Origin of the sequence: Moraxella bovis (assembly GCF_025985205.1) — a bacterium.
GTDB classification, from domain to species: Bacteria; Pseudomonadota; Gammaproteobacteria; order Pseudomonadales; family Moraxellaceae; genus Moraxella; species Moraxella bovis.
In genome coordinates this window covers 1,282,113-1,303,971 of sequence record NZ_CP087840.1, presented here as the reverse complement: position 1 = coordinate 1,303,971, position 21,859 = coordinate 1,282,113, and the positions used below count along the sequence as shown (strand labels likewise).

The window sequence follows — 21,859 nt, the reverse complement described above, 5'->3', positions numbered from 1 at the left end:
CCTTATCACTTTTTTTCATTTAATTTGTCAATGGCAATTAGCGAGCCAAACATCAGCTGATACAGTGGCAACGCTAAGGGCAGATATGTCGTCAAGGCTTTGTAGGGGTCAGCCCCTTGTAATGCCAACTGCCATGTCTCATGGCGACTGTCGGTTTCGTAAATCCTATCATCATTATTGCTGGGTTTTCCTGTCCATTTTTCAAACAGCTTAGGCGTGATTTTTGCATCATCTGTCTGACTGTGGGCGATGTATACCAAGGCGTCTCGGTGCGTCATGACAATCAGCTCACGTTTGGCAAGCTGTGCAAATACGATTAGGTTTAGGATATGGGCTTTGGCGATGCGTGTGTCAATGCTCCCGATGGCAAATGTCCGCCCCGTCAGATGAGTGTCCCCACCTGCCTTGCGGTATTGCCACAGGCTAAATTTATCATCATCGCCCGTCATCTGCCATAACAGATGATGAACAAAAAAACGGAATAAATGCTCAGCTCGGGCAGAGTTTGGTAAGATGGTTCGCCAAGATGAGTCAGGTGTGCCAGATGAGTCATCGGTCGGCAGACTGACGGTGATGTCAATGTGGATGTCATCACAGATGAGCGGGACACTTTGCTCAGAAGTAGTGCTTAGCAGACCGCCCATCGCACCTAATGCCATGGCATAACGCTCATCCTGTCTGAGCGTATCTAGGGTGTTGCCAAACTCGACAAGGTCGTCTTTGAGCTCGGTAAAATACTCATCAGGCGTGGATAAGCGTAACTGCCCTGCTGGCAGTCGGTCGCCATAATACAGCGACTGCATGGCAAAGATGGCGTCATTATGGCGATGGTCGCTTGCCCTGCTCATGGCATCTAGCACCTGCCGAAATGACTCATCGCCCGTCTGCGTGTCAAACAGCCCAAACTGTGCCCCACGGATGAACAGCTCATTCATGTGATAATTGGCCAATGAGTCTAAGCTCAACGGCTCGTTTTGCTCATCAGGAGTGCGTTCTTTGTCAATCTTGACTTTGTCATGTAAGTAGGTTTTGCTTAGGTTTTTAAAACGACCGATAAGCTCGCCTGCCTGCATGTGTGTCGGCAAAGTCAGCTCATAATGCTCGCACATCGCCTTGATGTGGCAGGCAAGTGCCTTATCATCTGAACAAGCCAAAGACTGCCCAAGCCAGTCTGCCAGCTTTTGTACTGCCGTGCTATCCATAATGAGCGATGATGGCTGTGGTGTGGCAACTGGGCTGTCTAGGGTGTGGCGGATGTCCTGCCACAGCTGTGGCGGAGGCAGGGCTTGTTTTTGGCGGTGTTTTAGGGCGGTCAGTCTCGCCATTAGGTGTGCTTTGAGCTGTCCTGCCACGTCATCAGTAGAAGGCATCTGATGATCATCATGATAATACACCGCCTTGTCAAAGAATGTCGGGCTATGGTAAGTGATGAGATAATCTTCGACTAGGGCAGGCATGAGCTGATTGATGAGTGTGGTAATGTCATCATCCATGTCATCTGTCTCTATCCCTGCACCTGTTTGCCAATCATCCATGCCGTCAGCCCGCCACTGGGCTTCGGTTTTTAAAAATTCTATCAGCTCGCCGACAACAGACGCAGGCAACAGCTTGGTTTTGCCGTCACTGCTTAGCCCTTGATAAAAAATCACACACGCATCTTTGGTGCATAGCAAGGCATCCAAAAACGCCCCATTATTATCATCTTCGTTATAGCGGTCGCCCAGTCGTCGCACTCCGGCACGCATCAAATCGAGTCGCACCGCCCTGTCTTGGCGTGGAAAGGACGCCAAATTCATGTCCAGCATGACCGTCATGCCAAAAGGAATACTCCGCACCGCCCCAAAGCGAGCAAAGGTAATGACTTCTGATGGCTCGGCACTAATCGCCTGTGCCTTGACCGTCTCAGATAGGCTCTCCAACACGAACTTCATCGACAGGCGAATCTCATCAGTACTTGCTACACTGCCGACCTGCTCCTGTCCCACGGTCAGATGGCGATGATAATAGCGGTTCGCTCGCAGGCTACTCATCATGGCGTTTTTGGTATTAAAAATCGCCCGCATGGCAACGCTGTCATGCCAATGCCCAAAGTAGCGGTTGATGACATCATGCTCAATGTGGTTCAAAAGTCGCTCCACGCTGTCCACGGCGGTGAGCTGTTGGCGGTTGGCAGATAGCCCCGCATGGATGTCGGTCAAGGCATGAATCACAGGCTCGTCGCCCAGACTTACACCCATGAGCGGTAGGCTTGCTTCACCAAACGCCCCTGCACGCCACACAAAGGGATGTAAGGCACGGCTTGGGGTTTTGGTTGGAGTCAATAGCCCTAACACCAAACGGTCTAAGGCATGGCTAAACGTATAGCGATAATCGCTGTCATCAGCGTGCAACGTCGCCGATAAGTGCCTTTCATCAAAACCCCGTCTAAACCCTGCCTGCCTTAGTAGCTCCACACCCCGTCTCATCTCATCAAACGACAGCCCAAAGCTCTCATATAACGCAGGGGTCAGTAGCCATTCATAGACTTCATCGGCATAAAACCGACTGGTCGGTTCACCAAGCAGAGTGTAAAATCCCATGATAGCCCCCATCAGCTCATCGATGCTCTTATCGGGCGTACCTGTGATTTTGATGGGCAAGGTCAGCCCGTCCGCCCCCCGTCCGTCAGGGAACACCGAGCGAATGATGTCTTCGCTACTGATAATGTCAGGCAGTAGCACGACCACATCGGCAAGGCTTCGCTCTGGGTTGTCGTTAAGATATTTGGCTATCATGAGCCGAGACAGCTCCAATTGGCGTTTTAGGCTGTGGCAGGCGTGTATGGACAGACTGCCCATGTCCGCCCCGATGTCTAGCCCAAGTGGTGTCTTGGGGCGGACTTTTTGCATGAGCGTATCATCTGCCATATCATCATGGGCAAACAGCTCATCATCAAGCAAGGTGGCCACGACTTGTCCGCCTGCCTGCTCATGGACGTTCTTGTCATGGTTTAGCATGAGAATGTCTGCCTTTAAGCTTTGTAGCAGGTTTGGCAGTGTTCCACTCTTGGGCACGGACTCATCAAAATCATCCTGCCAACGCACTTGCCACATGGCATGACTGTCGCCCCCCGATAAGTCGGCAAGCATGGCAAAGGTGTCTCGGGACTCTTTGCCCAGTCGTGATAACAGCCCATGCCCGTAGTCTTTAAGATAGACCATATGCGGACGGATGATTTGCTGGGTTTTAAGCCATTGTCTGTCCACGATGTCCGCCCAAAACATCATCGATGGGTTAAAGTGGAGGAGCACCACATCCAGATACAAAGACAGCTGTTTTAAAAAATCAAGCTCCACTTTGGGGATTTGTTGTACGGTGAACAGGTACAGAGCTTTGGGCAAAGCCTGTATGGCACGCATGGACAATGATTCGCCCTTGGTATGGTCGGCATGATTGGTATTGTTAGCCGTGCCGTCTCGCTTGCCTGACAGCACCTGCCAAAAACGCTCTTCTAATGCCAAGCGATAACGATACGTCTCGCCAAAAAGCTGTTGCCACAGATAGCCAAGCAGTCGCTCCAAATCCAGATAATGTTCTACGAGCCACTCAGGCATGTAGCTGGCATTGGCTTTATCAGATTTGTCATCGGATTTATCATTATCATTGTCATCGCTCGGCTGTATCGCCCCAAAGGCTTTGTCCAGTCGTTCTTTCTCGCTCATCATCTGCTTGACGGTATCGTTAAGCGACACGCCATTTGCCCAGTCACGGAGCCACTCGGGGCGATGGGTCAGATACCGCACATATAGGCGTGATAACTCATCGCACGCCTGCCACAGCCGAGTCTCGGGCAGAGTGTCTGTATCGTCATCATACAAAGGTTTTGTCAAAAAATACAGTGGATGAGCCGTATCGTCAAGCAGTCGGTTATTTTTTTCAAACTCACTCATCACAAAGCCAAAAATTCGCCAACGCATGATGGACGCCGACAAAACCGCCACTTCTGGCACGGACATAGCGTCATGGGGGTATGCCTGTGCGTCTAGCTCCAACACCGTTTTCATCATGTCCCACTGGTATTTACCCCAAAACTGGGCGGTAAACAGCGTGCTGATGCCCACACGGCTCGCCACGGTCTTGGTCAGCCAGTCGCCCAACACCATAGACGGCACGATGACGGTGAACGGGGTAAAAATCAGATGAGCAAGGTCATCTTCTGCGTTATTTTTTTGATAAAAATCAATCAAATGACCCACAAGACGGTCGGTGTTATTGGACTGGATGATATGAAACATGGACAAATCGGCTCGGTATTGATGATAAGATGATGACTGGGATGACCCCGAAAAATTTCCTTAATTTTACCGTGATTTTGGTAAATTTTCCATGTTATAATAACCCCATTTAGCAATCATTGATAAGTTTATACCTAACAAACCTGATATTTACCACGGGTTTGTAGAGATTAGCCCCACACATCCTTTAATGTTGTCATCGTTATAGTCAAACAAATTTGAAATAAGACAAGGAAAACGAGCGAAGTTGTACAAGTAGTACTACGAGCGAGTTTGACACAGTATTATTTCAAATTTGGCAGACTATATAGGCGTGTTCAGCACGCCCCTACATCCAAACATCATTGCGTTTGTGTTAATTTTGAAGTTTTTTGGGTGTATTAAAACAAACCCCCAACCCATTGATTAATATGATGAAAAAATCCGACCTCAAACACGCCTACTCCAAATGCTATCCTTATCTTAAAAAAGCCGTGCTGGGTGTCTTGGCGGTGTTTGTGTTGCTGTTTGTGATGTCGCTAGGCGTGGGATTTTATCAAAACAGCCAAGAGATTAACCCCATACCTGTGGCGTTGTGATGTGTTGGTGTTTTAAATGAATGATATGTTAAGTTAAATTAAATGGATTTGTCGGGAAAAATGGCGGTTTGCTTTATGACAATTTTTTTAAAATCAATCAGTCATCTTTGTAAATATATTTTTCCTAGCAAATTTACCAAAATACCATGAATAAACACGACTCATTTTAAACATGAAAATTTTAAAAACTGTTTAAATTTTAAAAATCATCTATATAGTCAATAACCTTTTATTTTGCCAATTATTTTCCCAAACCCATTTTTAAAAATTAAAACAGAGCGAATTTATGTCATTTGTGCATTTGGGCGTGCGTACCGAATACGCCATTGTTGATTCTATCGTCAAAATCAAAGAGTTGGTCAAACGTGCCGTGGATGACGGACAGACCGCCTTGGGCATTGCCGATTTTAAAAACATCTTTGCCCTAGTCAAGTTTTATAAAGCCTGCATTGGTGCTGGTATCAAGCCCTTGCTTGGCACGGAAGTCATCACGGGCGATGATTTTAGTGCGACCGCCGAGCATGAGAGTTTTAGCGTCATACTCTACGCCATGAACAACGACGGCTACCAAAACATTCTACGTCTAGTCTCAGACAGCTACACCAACCGACCCATGGGTGAGAACGGCAAAGTGACGGTCAGCACGCCCATTGTGTTAAAGCAAGATTTGTTCGACCCTGCCAAAAACGCAGGGATTATCGCCATACTCACGCACCGCTCAGAGATAACGTCCGCCTTGCGTGGGGGGATGAATGCGATAAGCACATGGCAACAAGCCTTTGGCGACCGTCTGTATCTGGCGGTCAAACGCACCCACGTCCATGATGACGACCTAAACCGTGACATCATCATGGCAGGGGCGAGATTTGGCGTGCCTATCATCGCTCATAATGACGTGCGTTTTATGAATGCCAGTGTTCGCAGTCAAGGCAAAGAAGACACCGCCAGTACTGACTTTGACGCTCACGAAGCTCGTGTGTGTATCGCCAGTGGCTATGTACTGGCGGACACCACACGCCCCCGCATTTATAGTGAGTTGCAGTATTTTAAAACCCAAAGCGAGATGAGTGCTTTGTTTGCTGACATCCCCCAAGTCATCGAAAACACCGCCCTGCTCGCCTCTCGCTGTAACGTCACGCTCACCCTTGGCAAAAACTTTTTGCCCGCCTTTCCCATACCCGAAGGCATGACCGAAGAAGAGTTTTTCCGCAAAACATCCGAAGATGGGTTAAACAGACGATTAGACAAGCTCTATCCACCCGAGAGCCGAGATGAGAGCTGGGCGGATGTGCGAAAGCCTTATGATGAACGCCTTGAATTTGAAGTGGACATCATCTTAAAAATGGGCTTTCCGGGCTACTTTCTCATCGTGATGGACTTCATCCGCTGGGCAAAAGAAAATGGCGTGCCTGTAGGGCCGGGGCGTGGTTCGGGGGCAGGCTCACTGGTGGCGTATAGCCTAAACATCACCGACTTAGACCCCTTGCGGTATGATTTGCTCTTTGAGAGATTTCTAAACCCTGAACGTGTCAGCATGCCTGACTTTGATGTGGACTTTTGCATCGAAGGGCGAGACCGTGTCATCGCTTATGTTGCCGATACTTATGGGCGAATGGCGGTCTCACAAATCATCACCTTCGGTACGATGGCGGCAAGGGCTGTGGTGCGAGACGTGGCACGGGTACAGGGCAAATCATACGGTCTTGCCGATAAAATCTCCAAACTCATCCCCAAAACCCCCGGTATCTCGCTTGAAGACGCGGTTAAAGAAGAGCCTTTATTAAAAGATTTGCTCACCAATGCCGATACCCAAGACCACGAACAGGCGGTTGAGATTTGGGAGATGGCACAGAAACTTGAAGGCATGACCCGTAACGTCGGTAAGCACGCAGGGGGCGTACTCATCGCCCCGAATCGTATCAGTGATTTTAGTGCCATTTATGCCGATGATGAAGGGCATTTTGTCAGTCAGTACGACAAAGACGACGTAGAAGCAGTCGGACTGGTGAAGTTTGACTTTTTGGGACTTAGAAACTTGACCGTCATCAAATCCGCCATTAACAACATCGATGAACGCCTTGCCAGAGAAGGCAAAGACCCCATTGACCTAGATGAGTTGCCCTTAGATGACACGGCGGTGTATGAGCATGTCCTACAAAATGGCAACACCACGGCGGTGTTCCAGCTTGAAAGCTCGGGCATGAAAAAATACCTAAAACAGTTAAAACCATCCAACATCGAAGACGTCATCGCCATGTGTGCCTTGTACCGCCCCGGTCCTTTGGAGACGGGGATGGTGTCGGACTTTATCGACCGCAAGCACGGCATACAAGAAGTCGCCTACCCTGACCCCCAATATCAGCACGACTGGCTAAAACCTGCCTTAGAGTCGACTTATGGGGTCATCGTCTATCAAGAGCAGGTCATGCAAATCGCCCAGACCCTAGCAGGCTACACCCTAGGCGGAGCGGACATGCTAAGGCGTGCCATGGGCAAGAAAAAGCCCGAAGAGATGGCAGCTCAGCGGTCGATATTTGAAGAAGGGGCTATCGGGCTTGGCGTGGATGGCAAGCTTGCCATTAAGATTTTTGAGCTTGTAGAGAAATTTGCAGGCTATGGCTTTAACAAATCGCACTCGGCAGCCTATGGCGTGCTTGCCTACCAAACCGCTTATCTAAAACATTACTACCCTGCTGAGTTCATGGCGGCGGTACTGACATCGGAGATGGATGACACCGATACCGTGGTCTTTTTAATCAGCGACTGCAAGGATAACTTTGACCTAGAAGTGCTGCCACCATCGGTCAATCACAGCCAATTTCACTTCGTCGCTCGTGACCCTAAAACCATCATCTATGGGCTAGGAGCAGTCAAAGGCGTGGGCGAAGACGCGGTTGCCAGTATCGTCAAGGCAAGAAGCGAAGGGGCTTTTAAGGATTTATACGATTTTTGTAACCGTGTGGACACCAAAAAAGTCGGCAAACGTGCCTTAGAAGCTCTCATCAATGCCGGCTGTTTTGATGACCTAGCAGGCGTGCTACGTCCCGAACTGCTTGACATTCATGGCAAAAACTTATCCTACCAAATCCGTGGCGGACTTTGGGAGCAACTGCCCCAAGCCATGGAAGTGGCTCACCAAAACCGACTAAACAGCGAAGCAGGTACATTTGACTTATTTGCCGAAGTGGACGAAGGTCTGTCTGTCGCTCCGCCCTTGCCTGACATCATCTGGGGCGACCAAACTCGCCTGCGTGGCGAGAAAGACACGTTGGGACTGTATCTGACAGGTCATCCCATGGACGCTTATCGTGATGAGTTGCCCTGTTATACCAACGTCAAAAACCTAAGCGAAGTATCTGAGACAGGCTATGGCAAATTTGCCTTGGTCGCAGGACTGGTGATAGACGTGGCAAACTTTGGCAACCGTGTCGCCATCACCTTAGATGACGGCAGTTGTCGCTTGGAGCTTAGCTGTTATATGGACAAATACCAACGTATCTCACCCCTGCTTGAAAGCAACATTAGCTTAAATACCGTCCTAAGCCAAAAATACGCCCATCTTGCCAAAGAAGACAAAAACTTCAACCCCAAACGCCTAAACATGCAGACATTGGCAAAGATTGACAAAAAAGACTGGGAACAGCTAAACAACCTAAACGGCGTGATTCTCATCGCTCGCATTAGTGTCAGCGAAAATGACGGACGGTTGTTCGCTCGCCTGCAAGGGGGTAAGAACATCATCGAGTCTCGCATAAAATCGTTGGACGGCTTGCACGTCAAACTACACAGCCACGACACCGAGCGACTGTCGGTACTGACCAGTCTGCTAAAAGAGAACGTCCCGCCTAACCCTGATGAGATTGCTGGATTCATCAAATCCCAGACAACGACCGAAGACGGGGGAGCCATCATTGACGCAAATGGCAACACCCCCGACGGCTGTCTGCCTGTGTCGCTGTATCTGTACGATGAATGCAGTATTTGTAAAGTGCTGACGAATGACCGCTTTCGCCTGTATCCATCTGATAACAACCTAAACCGCCTAAGACATGCCTTTGGGTCGGATTTGATGGTGAAATAAGCCCTGATTTAGTTGAATTGACATGCCAAACACCTCCCTAAACCGCATTCACACCATCATGGTTAATACAACCCTGCCTGCCAATATCGGCTCAGCAGCTCGTGCCATGCACACCATGGGACTGTCCCATTTGACCGTGGTCGCCCCCCGCCTGCCGATTGATGAGACCAGTCACGCCAATGCCGCCGGTGGCACGTCCGTCCTAGACAACGCCATCATCGCTGACACCATCGAGACCGCCCTATCGCCACATGCCTTGATTGTCATGGCATCGGCACGCACTCGCCATCTGCCCAAGCCTGTCATCACACCAAACAAGTGTGCGGTGCTATGCCATGATTTTTTGGCTAAAAACCCCAATGCAACCATCGCCTTGGTCTTTGGGCGTGAAGACAGGGGGCTGACCAATGACGAGCTGGCACTGGCGGATTATCATGTACAAATCCCTGCCAACCCTGCCTATCCTGTGCTTAATGTGGCAAGTGCCGTGCAAGTCATCACAAGCACACTTTATGCTTATTTTGATGAGCAAAACAGCGACAAAACCAAAGATGACACCCATTATAATCAGCACAATCTCAAACACCATCTTGACATCCATCATCGCACCGAATGGGATGAGCCTGCCATCACCCACGCCCAAAAGATGGGGCTTGATGACGCCATCACAAGCCTGCTCATCAAGCTCAATCTCGCCCGAGATGATGAGCTAAAAGACCTACCCAAACGCTTATCACGCCTATCTTCTCGCCTGCAACTTGACCAAAAAGAATACGCCCTACTGCGAGCGTTATTGGCAAAGATTGATAAAAAGATTGGCTAAATATTAAACAGATTACCACTTTTGGATAATGGGTTAGGATGTGATTTTGTTATACAATCATGTCATCTTGCTTTTTCTTAACTTATGTCAATTTTTAATGGTTGTTTTGGTGTCCTTTATGAAATCTTTGACCCTGCCCCTATTGTCCACACTCATGCTAAACTTACCTGTCGCCCATGCTGACGTGACCGTCTATGCAGCAGCCAGCCTGACCGATGTCATGGGCGAGCTTAACAAAATGTATGAGAAAAAATACCGTACCAAAGTAAAGACTTCTTATGCATCATCAGGCACGCTCGCCAAGCAGATAGAACAAGGTGGCAAGGCGGACGTATTTATCTCAGCAGACGTAGCATGGATGACTTATCTTAATAGAAAAAATCTCATCAGCCCTGCCAACACCACGCATTTGCTGGGCAATCGCTTGGTAATAATCAGCCCTGTCAAAAACCCCATCAAAGTCACGATGAGCCAAAATTTTAATATTAGTGGTAGTTTTACAGGCAAACTCTGCACAGGCAATACCACCAGCGTCCCCGTCGGCAAATACACCAAAGAAGCACTCACGCACATGACGTGGTGGCAGAGTATCAGACCAAGACTGGTCGAGACCGAAGACGTGCGAGTCGCCTTAAATTTCGTCGCCCGTGGCGAGTGTCCACTTGGTATCGTGTATGCCACTGATGCCATCAGTACCCAAGCGGTAAAAACCGTGGCGACTTTTCCCACTAACAGTCACACGCCCATCATTTACCCTGCAGGGCTTGTCCATCCTAATAACAACAATGCCAAGCGATTTTATCAGTTTTTACAATCCAACGACGCCAAAGCAGTTTTTAAAAAGCATGGATTTACCCCGTTAAAATAAATCATAATTGAACACCACTTACAAATGGGCATTAGCCAGATTGCCTATTTTACTTTATAATGTCGCCATCATTGCCATCATTGCCATCATCATTTGCCATGCTATTATCACTTAGCCCCGACGAGCTTGAAGTCATCAGCTTATCGGTTAAAATCGCCCTATCCTGCCTGCTCATCAATCTCATCCCTGCCATCATGATGGGTTATTTTTTGGCACGCTCACAGTTTTGGGGCAAATCGCTTGTTGAGACCTTGGTATATCTCCCCCTTGTCCTACCGCCTGTCGTCCCTGGTTATGTACTGCTTGTTCTATTTGGTAATCAAGGTGTGATTGGCAAGCATTTGAGCAGTTTGGGGCTAGAATTTGCCTTTAACTGGAAAGGGGCGGTGCTTGCCAGTGCGGTGATGGGTTTTCCTTTGATGGTGCAGTCGTCACGCCTTGCCTTTGAGATGGTTGATACACGCCTAGAATGGGTCGCCAAAAGTCTGGGGGCTAGCAGGATTGGTACGTTTTTTAAAGTGACCCTGCCTTTATCGGCAAGCGGTATCGTCGTTGGGGCGATTTTGGGATTTTGTCGCAGTTTGGGCGAGTTTGGGGCGACCATCACGTTCGTGGGCAACGTCGCAGGCGAGACACGCACCCTACCCCTTGCCATGTATAGCTTACTACAACAGGCTGATGGCGATGTTGCCATCATGCGACTGATGGCGTTCTCGGTCGGCGTGGCATTTGTAGCGTTGTTTTTCTCGCAGTGGTATCATCGTCAGCAAAAACAAAAGGTGTAGCAATGAATACGCATGACAAATCCACCTTTGATTGTGATGTCACTGTAAAACTAGGCAAAATCACCCTATCGCCAAATTTTTGTTTTAATGACAACATCGTCGGACTGTTTGGGGCGAGCGGTACGGGCAAGACCAGCATCCTACATGCCTTTGCAGGGATTATCACGCCCACATCAGGACACATCAGAGTCAATGGCCTGACATGGTTCGACAAACAAGCCAACATCAATTTACCCATACAAGACCGACTGGTCGGTTTGGTATTCCAAGATGGGCAACTGCTCCCCCACAAGAGCGTGATGGATAACCTGCTGTTCGGCTATCAACACCGTGATAAGTCCGCCCGTCGTTTCCATCCTGATGACATCATCAGTCTATTAAAACTGGGGCATCTAACCAAACGTCTGCCCGCCAAACTCTCAGGCGGGGAAAAACAGCGAGTGGCACTCGGGCGAGCGTTGCTATACTCTCCCAACCTACTACTCATGGACGAACCGCTGTCCGCCCTAGATAGCGAACACAAACAAGAAATTTTGCCATTTTTTCAAGACATCAAAGCGATGAACATTCCCATACTTTACATCAGTCATGACATACAAGAGATTGAATTTTTGACATCGAGTGTGTATCGGGTGAGTAGGGCGTGTTGAACTTTGGTATCTTCAATGAAAAATACCTGTTTAAAAAAGCAGGGGAATCGCACGTTTTTCAAGGAAAAAACTTAAGGTTGTGAGTTTTCTATCAGACAAGTTTTTATTATGAAAAACAATCCGACCACTTAACTGGATAAATTTTAAGATTTTAACTTAACTTTTTGATAGTAGTCCAAAAAAGTATGCTGAACTAGGTTTTCCGTTCGCCCTGAGCCTGCCTGCGGGTAGGAAAAACGTTAGGTTTCCCAAGCTCGCCACGAACGGTTTTCTTTGTAGCATACTTTTTGAACCAGAGCCAACTTTTTAAATTGGCTCTGGTCTAAAAAGTATGCTAAACCCAACCATAGTTAATATAATGAAACACCAACTCAAATGCTTTGAAATGGTTTTCTAGCTTTTTAGAAAAACAGCAAGTTCTCCTAAATGCTCGCCTGACGAAGGTTCTCAGTCTGGTGTTATTGCCTTCAATACCCACAGTAAAGCGTTTACCAACTTGTTTTAAAGAGTGCTTAAAGGCAGTTAAAAAGCTATCCCAATCATCACAAGCAATTTTGTTGAAAGTAATGCCTAGTTGGGTAAGTTGTATTTTGAGTTTTTTGGCAGTAGCAAGGTTTCGTTTGCCCCACACAAAAGCAACAATCTCACCTGTGCCTTTGTCATAAGCATAGATGAGCCAAACTTTGTTTTTCTTGTTACCAACATAAGTCCAAAACTCATCCACTTCTAAGGTGTCGTAATGTTGTTGTTTGGGTTTGATTTTGTGGTTGCTGTTTGTGAGTACACTTAGCACCTTTGCTTTGCTCACTTGTTCAATTACCACAATATCTGCAATGCTACACCCACGAGCAAGCATTAAGCGTATTTTGTTGTCTATGTGCGAATAACAGCCCTTGTAGCTTAGTTCTGACTGTTGGACAAACTGTCTGTGGCAATTTTTACAAAAATAATTTTGTTTGCCATAGCTTTTTACGCCATTTTTCTTTATACTATGACATAGGCAACTTGGGCAAGTAATGGTAATTGTCGTCTTCATAACCGTAAATTACCACTGTTTGGTTAAGTTGTCTTTTTAGTTTTTGTTACAGCATACTTTTTGAACCACTGCCTTTAAATTTAAGTGGTCAGATAGCTATTTTTCATGCAAAAATTGATAAAAGCTTTAAATTTTATCGTATTTTATAAAAATGTTATCAATGGTAGGCACACCCTAGTAATGGACGTATGTGTTTAAATTGTTCTCGCATGATGTTACTTGGATGGGCTTTTGTCCTGTTGAATGATTTGGTTGGTGGCGGTTTGGTTTATTGTAGCATCTTTTGATTGTGATTGGGTTCTTGCAAAAGTCCGTTAAAAGCCACCTGCCAATCTATCCAACTCATCGTTTAGCTTGGCAGGGTCAAATGAGTTACCAAGACCTTTTTGTGGGGCAGATATCCTAAAATCATCACCATCACGCTCCATCACCCACGCCACAACGGCATGCTCGCCTGCGGTGATTGTTGCCAGCTCACAGGCATGAATGATGCTGTCGTCATCACTGATTTTTGTAATGCCTTTTTTGGCATGACAAAGCGGATGTTTATGATAACTTGACATGACAAACACGAGCTTTTGTGCCATCTTGGGCAACTCGCTTAGTTTGACGTGAATCAACTCTTGGGGCATGAGCGTTTCTTCAAAATTATTTGCTCCCACCAGTGACCCAACGTGACGCACACTCTCATCAAGTCCCCGCACCTTGGCATACCAAATCTTATCTAGCACTTGATGTGAGCCATCTAGCACCACACAGGACAGATCTATGTCCATGTCAAGCGTGGGCGAGCGAAATGGAGTTAGCCCCTTTAATAAGGGTATTTTTCTGACAAAGGCAAGCAGCCCTGTTTTTTCAAATCGGCAGGCTTCATAATTGACGGACACCGTCAAAGTCTGTCCATACACACCAAGCTCAGTCAGAGTCTTAGATTCAAAAAAGGTTTTTAAGGACAAATTGCCCATATCTTTGTGTTGGTTAAAATCAGTCATAAATTTGGTCAATGGGTTAGTTTTTTAAGGCAGTCTCATCAAAGGCATGTTTTAATGCCAGTTCTACAGCATTAATGCGTTCTTGACAGACTTTATAAGCATCAATGGATTGCTCTACCACGCTCACTAGGTTGTCAATGTCTAACACCTGACTTTGTTCTAATGAGTCAGCATTATGCTTTAAAATTTCGTAGGCTTCTTTAAAAGTTGTCAAAGATGCGGTATCACTGCTCTTCTGGGACATATTACTCTCAGTTAATTTTAAATAAAAGTCCCATTTTACCTAATCATTTCTTATCAAGCAAGTGGATTTTATCAAGCTCTCTGCCTTTATTGTAAGTATTTTTGTTGCAAAATACATTTGTCAAGCAGGTCAAGTAGGCAAGTTGGGTGCACTGTTTTTTAAAAACAAATCAACAAACTATTTTTAAATAGTTACAATTCTGTTATTATACAATAGAATTTGTATGTATGTGTGAGTCACATCATCGGTCACTACTGCCAATGTCAGCTCGGTCGCTTGCTTTGAATAAATCAAAGCATTTTATATAGACACACCGAGTTGATTTTGGTATTTTTATGCATGATATTCATTGCTTGATATTTTCAATGATTGAGTTTTCAAATAATGATATTGTATTTATGAAAAAGGAAAATCATGACTGACCCAAACAAACCAAGCTCCCATGAACACGTTCCAGAGCTGACCTTAGATACTGATTTTACAGCTGGCGACAATCAAGAAACGCCATCGGGTGTCATTACCAAAGACGCCATCAAAGGCATGATTATTTTTGCCGTCACTGCCATCGTCTCCATCATATTATATCACGTCATGCCGTTTGGCACTGACGTCAATAAAGGCTTAGCGATACTTGTCTTTATCGGCACTTTATGGCTGACCGAAGCCATCCACGTCACCGCCACCGCCATCTTAGTGCCGATTCTTGCGGTGTTGATTGGTGTGCCTGAATTTGACACTAAAAAAGCTTTGGCAAGTTTTGCCGACCCCATCATCTTTGTGTTCTTTGGCGGTTTTGCCCTTGCAGCCACGTTGCACGTACAAAAACTTGACCGAAAAATCGCTTTTGGCTTGGTCAAACTGGCAGGGGGCAAGCTAGGTTTGGCGGTGTTCTACATCTTTTTTGCCACCGCCATGTTATCGATGTGGATTAGTAATACCGCCACCGCCGCCATGATGTTGCCATTGGCATTGGGACTGTTGGGGCAGATTGACAAAGAAAAAGACCGCTCTACCTTTTTATTTGTCCTGCTGGGGATTGCTTACTGTGCCAGCATCGGCGGTCTAGGGACAATGATCGGCTCCCCACCCAACGGAATTGCCGCCAAAGCACTGGATTTAAGCTTTATTGAATGGATGAAATTTGGTGTACCCATGATGCTTGTCATGCTCCCTGCCTTGCTCGGGGCGATGTATATCTTTTTAAAACCCAATCTCAAACAAACCGTGGTCATGACCGATGAAGTCATTCCGTGGACGGTATCACGCATTTTGACTGTTATCATATTTGTGGTCACTGCCATTTCATGGATTTTTGGCAAACAGCTTGGCGAGATGTTCGCCTTTAAATCCCCCGACACCGTCATCGCTCTATCAGCAGCAGTTGCGGTGCTTACCTGTGGTTTGGTTAGCTGGAAACAAGTGTCTGATAACACCGACTGGGGCGTACTCATGCTCTTTGGTGGCGGTATTGCCCTATCCAATATCATGAAAGAATCGGGTGCCTCTGCCTTGCTTGGCGAACAAATCGCTGGTGCCTTGTCTGTTGCCCCGATATTTGTGGTTATCTTGGTCATCACAGCATTCATCATTTTCTTGACCGAGTTTACCTCAAACACCGCCTCTGCTGCACTGCTTGTGCCACTATTTGCTCCGATTGGTGTGCAGCTTGGACTGCCACCCGAAGCCTTAATCATGGTCATAGGTATCGGTGCCTCTTGTGCCTTTATGCTACCTGTTGCCACCCCACCCAATGCCATCGTCATGGGGACAGGCTATATCAAACAAAAAGAGATGATGAACGTTGGCCTTATCCTAAACTTGGTATCGATCGCCATCGTCACAATATGGGCATTCTTCTTCCTAAGATAATCCCATATTAACTCGTAAAATGAACATGTCGTGATGACATGTTCATTTTTTTTAGAAATAAATTCATTTTTTAAAAAAATAAAACTTACAATTTATGGCAAAATATGGTTTAATGCTGAAATTTTTTAATTCTGCTGATAAATAGCTCTATCACAGATCCATTTTTAAGCGAGATTCCCATGACCGCAATCGCCCTAAACACCCCTAATTTTGTCCGCCATCAAGCCATCATTGATTGGGTTGCCGACATCGCCAAACTCACCAAACCTGCTCGTATTGAGTGGTGCGACGGCTCACAAGAAGAATACGACCGCCTTATCAATCTGATGATTGACAATGGTACCATGGTCAAGCTAAACCAAGAAAAACACCCTGATTCTTATTTGGCTTTTTCTGACCCGTCTGATGTGGCTCGTGTCGAAAACCGCACATTTATTTGTAGCGAAAAACAGATTGATGCAGGGGCAACCAACAACTGGAAAGACCCAAATGAGATGCGTGCCATCTTGAATGATAAATTTGACGGCTGTATGGCAGGTCGCACCATGTACGTTGTGCCATTTAGCATGGGACCACTCGGTAGCCATATCGCCCACATTGGCGTAGAGCTGACCGACAGTCCTTATGTGGTCGTAAGTATGCGTAAAATGGCTCGCATGGGCAAGGCAGTCTATGACGTGCTAGGCACGGACGGCGAATTTGTTCCATGCGTACACTCTGTTGGCAAGCCTTTGGCAGATGACGGAAAAGACGTGGCATGGCCTTGCAACGATGACAAATACATCGTTCACTACCCAAAAACCCGTGAAATCTGGTCATTTGGTTCAGGCTATGGCGGTAACGCCCTACTTGGCAAAAAATGCCTAGCCCTACGCATTGCCTCCGTCATGGGTCGTGAGCAGGGCTGGCTTGCCGAACATATGCTCATCCTAGGCGTAACGAACCCCGAAGGCAAAAAACACTATGTGGCAGCCGCTTTCCCATCAGCCTGTGGCAAAACCAACTTTGCCATGCTTATCCCACCAGCAGGCTATGAAGGCTGGAAAGTAGAAACCGTGGGCGATGACATCGCTTGGATTAAACCATCAAAAGACGGTAAACTGTACGCCATCAACCCCGAAGCAGGTTTCTTTGGCGTTGCCCCTGGTACCAACACCAAAACCAACTCCAACTGCATGGCGTCCTTGTCTCGTGATGTCATCTACACCAACGTTGCCATGACCGAAGACGGCGAAGTATGGTGGGAAGGCAAAACCAAAGAAGTGCCTGACAATCTCATCAACTGGAAAGGCAAAAAGCATGACGGTAGTGAGAAAGCTTCACACCCCAATGCCCGCTTTACCGTATCGGCAAGCCAATGTCCATCAATTGACCCCAACTGGGAAAATCCCGAAGGCGTGCCAATCTCTGCCTTTATTTTTGGCGGTCGCCGTGCCGACACCGTGCCACTTATCTCCGAATCCCCCGATTGGATTGATGGCGTGTACAAAGCTGCCACCATGGGCAGCGAAACCACCGCTGCTGCGGTCGGTCAGCAGGGCGTTGTCCGCCGTGACCCCTTTGCCATGCTCCCATTTGCAGGCTACAACATGGCAGACTACTTCACCAACTGGCTAGACATGGGCGAAAAGCTAGAAAAACTCACCAAAGAGCATGGCACCCAACTGCCAAAAATCTTTAAAGTAAACTGGTTCCGCCGTGATGATAATGGCGACTTTGTATGGCCAGGTTTTGGGCAAAATATGCGTGTGCTAGAATGGATTATCAACCGCTGTGAAGGCAATGCCAATGCTCATGCCACACCGATTGGGCTTGTACCGACTTACGAAGACCTAAACTGGACTCATTCCGACTTTACCAAAGACAACTTCAACACCGTAACCTATCAAGACAAAGATGAATGGCTAAAAGAGCTTGATAGCCACAAAGAGCTGTTTGATAAATTGGGCGAGCGTATGCCAAAAGCACTCATCGACCATCAAGCTAAACTACGTCAAGCAGTAGAAAGCGGTATGTAATTTGACCAAACAAAAGAACGCTCCAACTGGGGCGTTCTTTTGTTTGGTTATAGCTTGCATTGTGTTATAACCAACAAACCTTAAAACAACACCAATTATCCCCATATCTCCATCACCATTCACCAATCACTACTTATATGGCTTATTCACTAGAAATCAGACAAAAAGCCTTGGCTTATGATGACAAATGCAAGAACATTGACCTTGTTATAGAAGCTTTTGGTGTATCAAGACACACCGTGTTTCGTTGGAGACGACAACTTAAAGAAACAGGCAATTTGTCTTGTAAAAAACCCACCAACAGACCCAGAAAATTTGACAGAAAAGAGCTTCTTGCTTACGTAGAAGCAAATCCTGACAAATACCTACGTGAAATTGGTGAAGTATTTGGGTGTGGTGATATGGCAATCCATAAAGCACTCAAAGCAATGAACATTACTCTTAAAAAAAAGACCACAACTTATAAAGAGCAAGACCCAAACAAAGTCAAAGACTTCCAAGACAAATTAACACAACTACAAGCTACGTCCAAACAAGGTTACGAGCTTGTCTATATAGATGAGACAGGCATTGATACTTACTTGCACCGTACTCATGCAAGAAGCCTAAAAGGTCAAAGAGCCTATGATAAAGTCAGTGGCAGACGCTATCAACGAGTCTCCTTAGTGGCAGGACAAATAGGGGGCAAAGCCAAAAACCTGATTGCTCCACTCATCTACAACAATACAATGACAAGTGCTTTGTTTGAAACGTGGTTTGAACAAATGCTACTGCCTTGTCTTAACAATCACACCAAACAAACAGGCAAGCCTTGTATCATCATCTTAGACAATGCAAGATTTCACAGAATGAAACACTTGCAAGCGCTTATCAATAACATACCATACAAACACATCATCTTACCATTACCACCTTACTCACCCAAGCTAAACCCAATAGAGCAAACTTGGGCAACGATTAAGAGATGACTTAGAAGTCATTTGTCAGAGTTTGATACAATCGAAGAAGGTTTGAAGTGTTATTTTGGGGTTTGGTGGGTGTACCTTGGCGAAGTGTCAAACCACAACTGATAGAAGTAATGCAAATTGCCAGAGATGCTTGGAAGAGGACATTAGATAATTTACCAATGGCACAAATGCGCAAAGAGATACTAATCAAGCATTGGGCAATGCTTGATGATGATTTTAGAATGGTTTGATAAAAGTCATGGTGCTGATGGGACTGTTGGCTTGATTTACAGGCGATAAACCTAACTTTTCGGACGCTTCCAACCCAAAATTGGTGTTATTTGGGTCATGGTCGTATTCATGAATACTGTGAGCGATTTTTTGCTTTTTTAATAGACGAATGGCAGGGATCATGGCTCTTGTTTTGGCTTGCTAGGTTCTGTTTGAGTGCTATCTGCATTGGTGGGTGCTGGCGAAGCAGTGGGGGCGGTGCATTTTGCGATTGCCCCTGTCACCACGCCTGTCAAAGCATTGGTATCCACTTACCCGTCTTTGATAAAACTTTGCGATTTTTCAGCCGTTAAGTTGCCTTTTAACTCATCGGACACGCACCCACAGATGTTCGCCTTTTGTTCGGCGGTAAACACCAAGTCCGCCACGCTGTTTTCTTGGGCGTTGAGCTGATTTTGGCATTCGATTTTGACGGTACTTATAACAAGCTTTGTGCCAATCTCGCCAAGTTGGTCAAGGTTTAAGTTTTTGGCAGTTTGTTGGATATTGGGGTCATCACAAGCCGCCAAAAATAGGGCTAGGCATAAAATGGATAATTTTTTCATATTACTCAATCGGCTTTAAAGGTTGTACCACATCGGCATTTTGCCCACGATGACGCAAATAATGGTCAAGTAGGACAATGGCAAGCATCGCCTCGGCAATCGGTGTGGCTCGCACGCCCACACAAGGGTCATGACGACCTTTGGTAATCACGCCTGTCGCCTCGCCGTCTAGGTTTATTGTCTTGCCTGCGGTGGTGATACTGGCGGTCGGTTTTAGGGCAATGGCGACACGAATGGTCTGCCCGCTACTAATCCCACCCAAAATCCCGCCTGCGTGATTGGCGCAAAAGCCCTCAGGGGTCAACTCGTCTCGGCTTTCATGTCCAAACTGCTCGGCAACGCCAAAGCCATCGCCAATCTCCACGCCTTTGACGGCATTGATAGACATCATCGCATGGGCAATATCGGCATCTAGGCGGTCAAAAATCGGCATTTTCAGCAAAAATCTCTAATTTCGCCCCACAGCTTGTGCCTTGTTCACGCAAAGACGTAACCAATTTTTCAAAGCGTGGTATAGCGTCAATATCTCCGCAAAAAAACGGGTTTTGGTTTACAATATTCGGCATTGTTAAACTAAAATACATAATTCAAAGTTCCATTCCACTTAGCAAACAGTAAGTTCAAAGTGTTTTCTATCATTTTCTCGGATTTAGAATAACATTTTGATTTTCTTCTAAATCTTGCTGTGAAATGCCTAATGGGACTATTATAGCCCTCTATGGTAAAAGTTTGAGCTTTGCTTGTCATATGTTTTGATTTTGGAATGACTTCAAGGTAAGATTTCCAGTAGTCACTACAAAACAGTTGAATGTTATGGATGTTCAATTGATTGTAAAGCTGTTTAAAGGTGTTGGTGTCTCGTCTGCCACAAACAAAACCTAAGATTTGTTTTGTTGTTCTGTCAATGGCAAGCGGGGTCCAGCAAGCGTTTTTTATGCTTGGTGTAGCTATGAATCTCATCAAGCTCAACGATATCTATCGCTTGATTGCTATCTTGTTTGATTTGATGTTGTTCGCCAAGTTTTTTAACCCATTGATAGACTGTGCCATAACTAATACCTAATATGCGACCAATTGAACGAAAGCCCAAACCTTCTAGATACATATTGATTGCCATTTGCTTGGTTGCTTCGCTTTTATGATGCGTTGGTTTATGTACTGAAAAGTAATGATTGCAACCTTTGCACTTATAGCGTTGTCTGCCATTGTTAAAACCTGCTTTGACAAAGTGTTTGTGCTTACATTTAGGACAACTATCAAATGTTTCGTTCATTGGTTTTTACTCTATGGTAAAGTATTGAGTTATTTTAACTTATGTATTTGTTTTTGACAATACCCAATATCCCAATCGAGCTTCTCAGCTTTTTCGGTGCCGATTTGGGTAACATGACCACGAATGATAACACCCAAGCGTTCTTTTAAGTATTTTTTGGCAATCGCCCCTGCTGCCACACGCATGGCAGTCTCACGAGCAGATGAACGCCCACCGCCACGATAATCCCGAAAGCCGTACTTCATCGTGTATGTGTAGTCAGCATGATTAGGGCGAAAAGTCGTGGCGATGTTGCCATAGTCTTTGGATTTTTGGTCGGTGTTGCGAATGAGTAGTCCAATCGGTGTGCCTGTGGTACGCCCCTCAAACACCCCAGAGACAATCTCCACCACGTCATCTTCTTTACGCTGAGTGGCGAATTTGGACGTGCCGGGTTTACGGCGGTCAAGTTCGGCTTGCAGATCCGCCTCGCACAGCGCCAAATTGGGCGGTACACCGTCCACAATCGCCATAAGTCCCGTCCCATGAGACTCGCCACAGGTGGTTATGGTGAAAAGTTGTCCTATTGTGTTGCCTGCCATATTA

Annotated in this window: 15 protein-coding genes and 4 pseudogenes; 9 read left to right on the top strand and 10 right to left on the bottom strand. The window is 46.3% G+C overall.

What is annotated here, in order from left to right:
* Positions 1 to 5: 5 nt before the first annotated feature.
* Positions 6 to 4,274, bottom strand: coding sequence for an exodeoxyribonuclease V subunit gamma (locus LP107_RS06415; RefSeq protein WP_264675864.1), 4,269 nt, complete (start codon positions 4,272 to 4,274; stop codon positions 6 to 8).
* A gap of 413 nt (positions 4,275 to 4,687) precedes the next feature.
* Between LP107_RS06415 and LP107_RS06410 the strand changes: the two genes are divergently transcribed.
* The 6 genes from LP107_RS06410 (at position 4,688) to LP107_RS06385 (ending at position 12,059) form a co-directional block, all read left to right on the top strand.
* Entirely contained in the window at positions 4,688 to 4,852 is a 165-nt protein-coding gene (locus tag LP107_RS06410; RefSeq protein WP_158079654.1) for a hypothetical protein, read from the top strand.
* 286 nt (positions 4,853 to 5,138) lie between these two features.
* Entirely contained in the window at positions 5,139 to 8,933 is a 3,795-nt protein-coding gene (gene dnaE / locus LP107_RS06405; protein WP_078274223.1) for a DNA polymerase III subunit alpha, read from the top strand.
* Between the two features lie 22 nt (positions 8,934 to 8,955).
* Positions 8,956 to 9,756, top strand: coding sequence for an RNA methyltransferase (locus LP107_RS06400; protein WP_078274224.1), 801 nt, complete (start codon positions 8,956 to 8,958; stop codon positions 9,754 to 9,756).
* A 118-nt stretch (positions 9,757 to 9,874) separates the two neighbouring features.
* Entirely contained in the window at positions 9,875 to 10,624 is a 750-nt protein-coding gene (modA, locus tag LP107_RS06395) for a molybdate ABC transporter substrate-binding protein (RefSeq protein WP_078274225.1), read from the top strand.
* Between the two features lie 98 nt (positions 10,625 to 10,722).
* Positions 10,723 to 11,409 carry a molybdate ABC transporter permease subunit gene (gene modB / locus LP107_RS06390; RefSeq protein WP_078274231.1) on the top strand — a complete coding sequence of 229 codons (687 nt, stop codon included), beginning with the start codon at positions 10,723 to 10,725 and terminating at the stop codon, positions 11,407 to 11,409.
* 2 nt (positions 11,410 to 11,411) lie between these two features.
* Positions 11,412 to 12,059, top strand: coding sequence for an ATP-binding cassette domain-containing protein (locus LP107_RS06385; protein WP_078274226.1), 648 nt, complete (start codon positions 11,412 to 11,414; stop codon positions 12,057 to 12,059).
* Between the two features lie 334 nt (positions 12,060 to 12,393).
* Here LP107_RS06385 and LP107_RS06380 read toward each other — a convergent pair whose 3' ends face one another.
* The 3 genes from LP107_RS06380 to xseB all read right to left on the bottom strand — a co-directional run bounded on the left by LP107_RS06380 (position 12,394) and on the right by xseB (position 14,331).
* The gene (locus LP107_RS06380) at positions 12,394 to 13,095 is read right to left on the bottom strand and encodes an IS1 family transposase (protein WP_078275358.1); all 702 of its coding nucleotides are present in this window, start codon (positions 13,093 to 13,095) and stop codon (positions 12,394 to 12,396) included.
* A gap of 314 nt (positions 13,096 to 13,409) precedes the next feature.
* The gene (locus LP107_RS06375) at positions 13,410 to 14,087 is read right to left on the bottom strand and encodes a TerD family protein (protein WP_078274227.1); all 678 of its coding nucleotides are present in this window, start codon (positions 14,085 to 14,087) and stop codon (positions 13,410 to 13,412) included.
* Between the two features lie 16 nt (positions 14,088 to 14,103).
* On the bottom strand, positions 14,104 to 14,331 hold the full coding sequence (xseB, locus tag LP107_RS06370) for an exodeoxyribonuclease VII small subunit (RefSeq protein ID WP_078274228.1): 228 nt from the start codon (positions 14,329 to 14,331) through the stop codon (positions 14,104 to 14,106).
* Between the two features lie 414 nt (positions 14,332 to 14,745).
* Between xseB and LP107_RS06365 the strand changes: the two genes are divergently transcribed.
* The 3 genes and pseudogenes from LP107_RS06365 to LP107_RS06355 form a co-directional block, all read left to right on the top strand.
* Positions 14,746 to 16,200 (top strand): SLC13 family permease, encoded by a 1,455-nt coding sequence (locus LP107_RS06365; RefSeq protein WP_078274229.1) that lies wholly within the window; start codon positions 14,746 to 14,748, stop codon positions 16,198 to 16,200.
* 179 nt (positions 16,201 to 16,379) lie between these two features.
* Positions 16,380 to 18,218, top strand: a complete 1,839-nt coding sequence (locus tag LP107_RS06360; RefSeq protein ID WP_078274230.1) for a phosphoenolpyruvate carboxykinase (GTP) — start codon at positions 16,380 to 16,382, stop codon at positions 18,216 to 18,218.
* A gap of 137 nt (positions 18,219 to 18,355) precedes the next feature.
* Positions 18,356 to 19,183, top strand: a pseudogene (locus LP107_RS06355) (IS630 family transposase); the annotation flags it as partial.
* A 276-nt stretch (positions 19,184 to 19,459) separates the two neighbouring features.
* Here the strand turns inward: LP107_RS06355 and LP107_RS06350 are convergent.
* The 6 genes and pseudogenes from LP107_RS06350 to aroC all read right to left on the bottom strand — a co-directional run.
* Positions 19,460 to 19,579 (bottom strand): annotated as a pseudogene (locus LP107_RS06350) (Cys-tRNA(Pro) deacylase); the annotation flags it as partial.
* Positions 19,576 to 19,707, bottom strand: coding sequence for a hypothetical protein (locus tag LP107_RS06345; protein WP_264675865.1), 132 nt, complete (start codon positions 19,705 to 19,707; stop codon positions 19,576 to 19,578). The gene LP107_RS06345 and the pseudogene LP107_RS06350, both read right to left, overlap by 4 nt.
* A complete protein-coding gene (locus LP107_RS06340; RefSeq protein WP_112742313.1) occupies positions 19,708 to 20,001 on the bottom strand; it encodes a SadB/YajI family lipoprotein in 294 nt (97 codons plus the stop codon).
* Between the two features lies 1 nt (position 20,002).
* Positions 20,003 to 20,561 (bottom strand): annotated as a pseudogene (locus LP107_RS06335) (chorismate synthase); the annotation flags it as partial.
* Positions 20,562 to 20,574: 13 nt separating this feature from the next.
* A protein-coding gene (locus LP107_RS06330; RefSeq protein ID WP_228157684.1) for an IS1 family transposase occupies positions 20,575 to 21,274 on the bottom strand; the annotation gives its coding sequence in 2 pieces (ribosomal slippage) (positions 20,575 to 20,929 and positions 20,928 to 21,274; 702 coding nt in all).
* A 68-nt stretch (positions 21,275 to 21,342) separates the two neighbouring features.
* Positions 21,343 to 21,855, bottom strand: a pseudogene (gene aroC, locus LP107_RS06325) (chorismate synthase); the annotation flags it as partial.
* Positions 21,856 to 21,859: the final 4 nt, after the last annotated feature.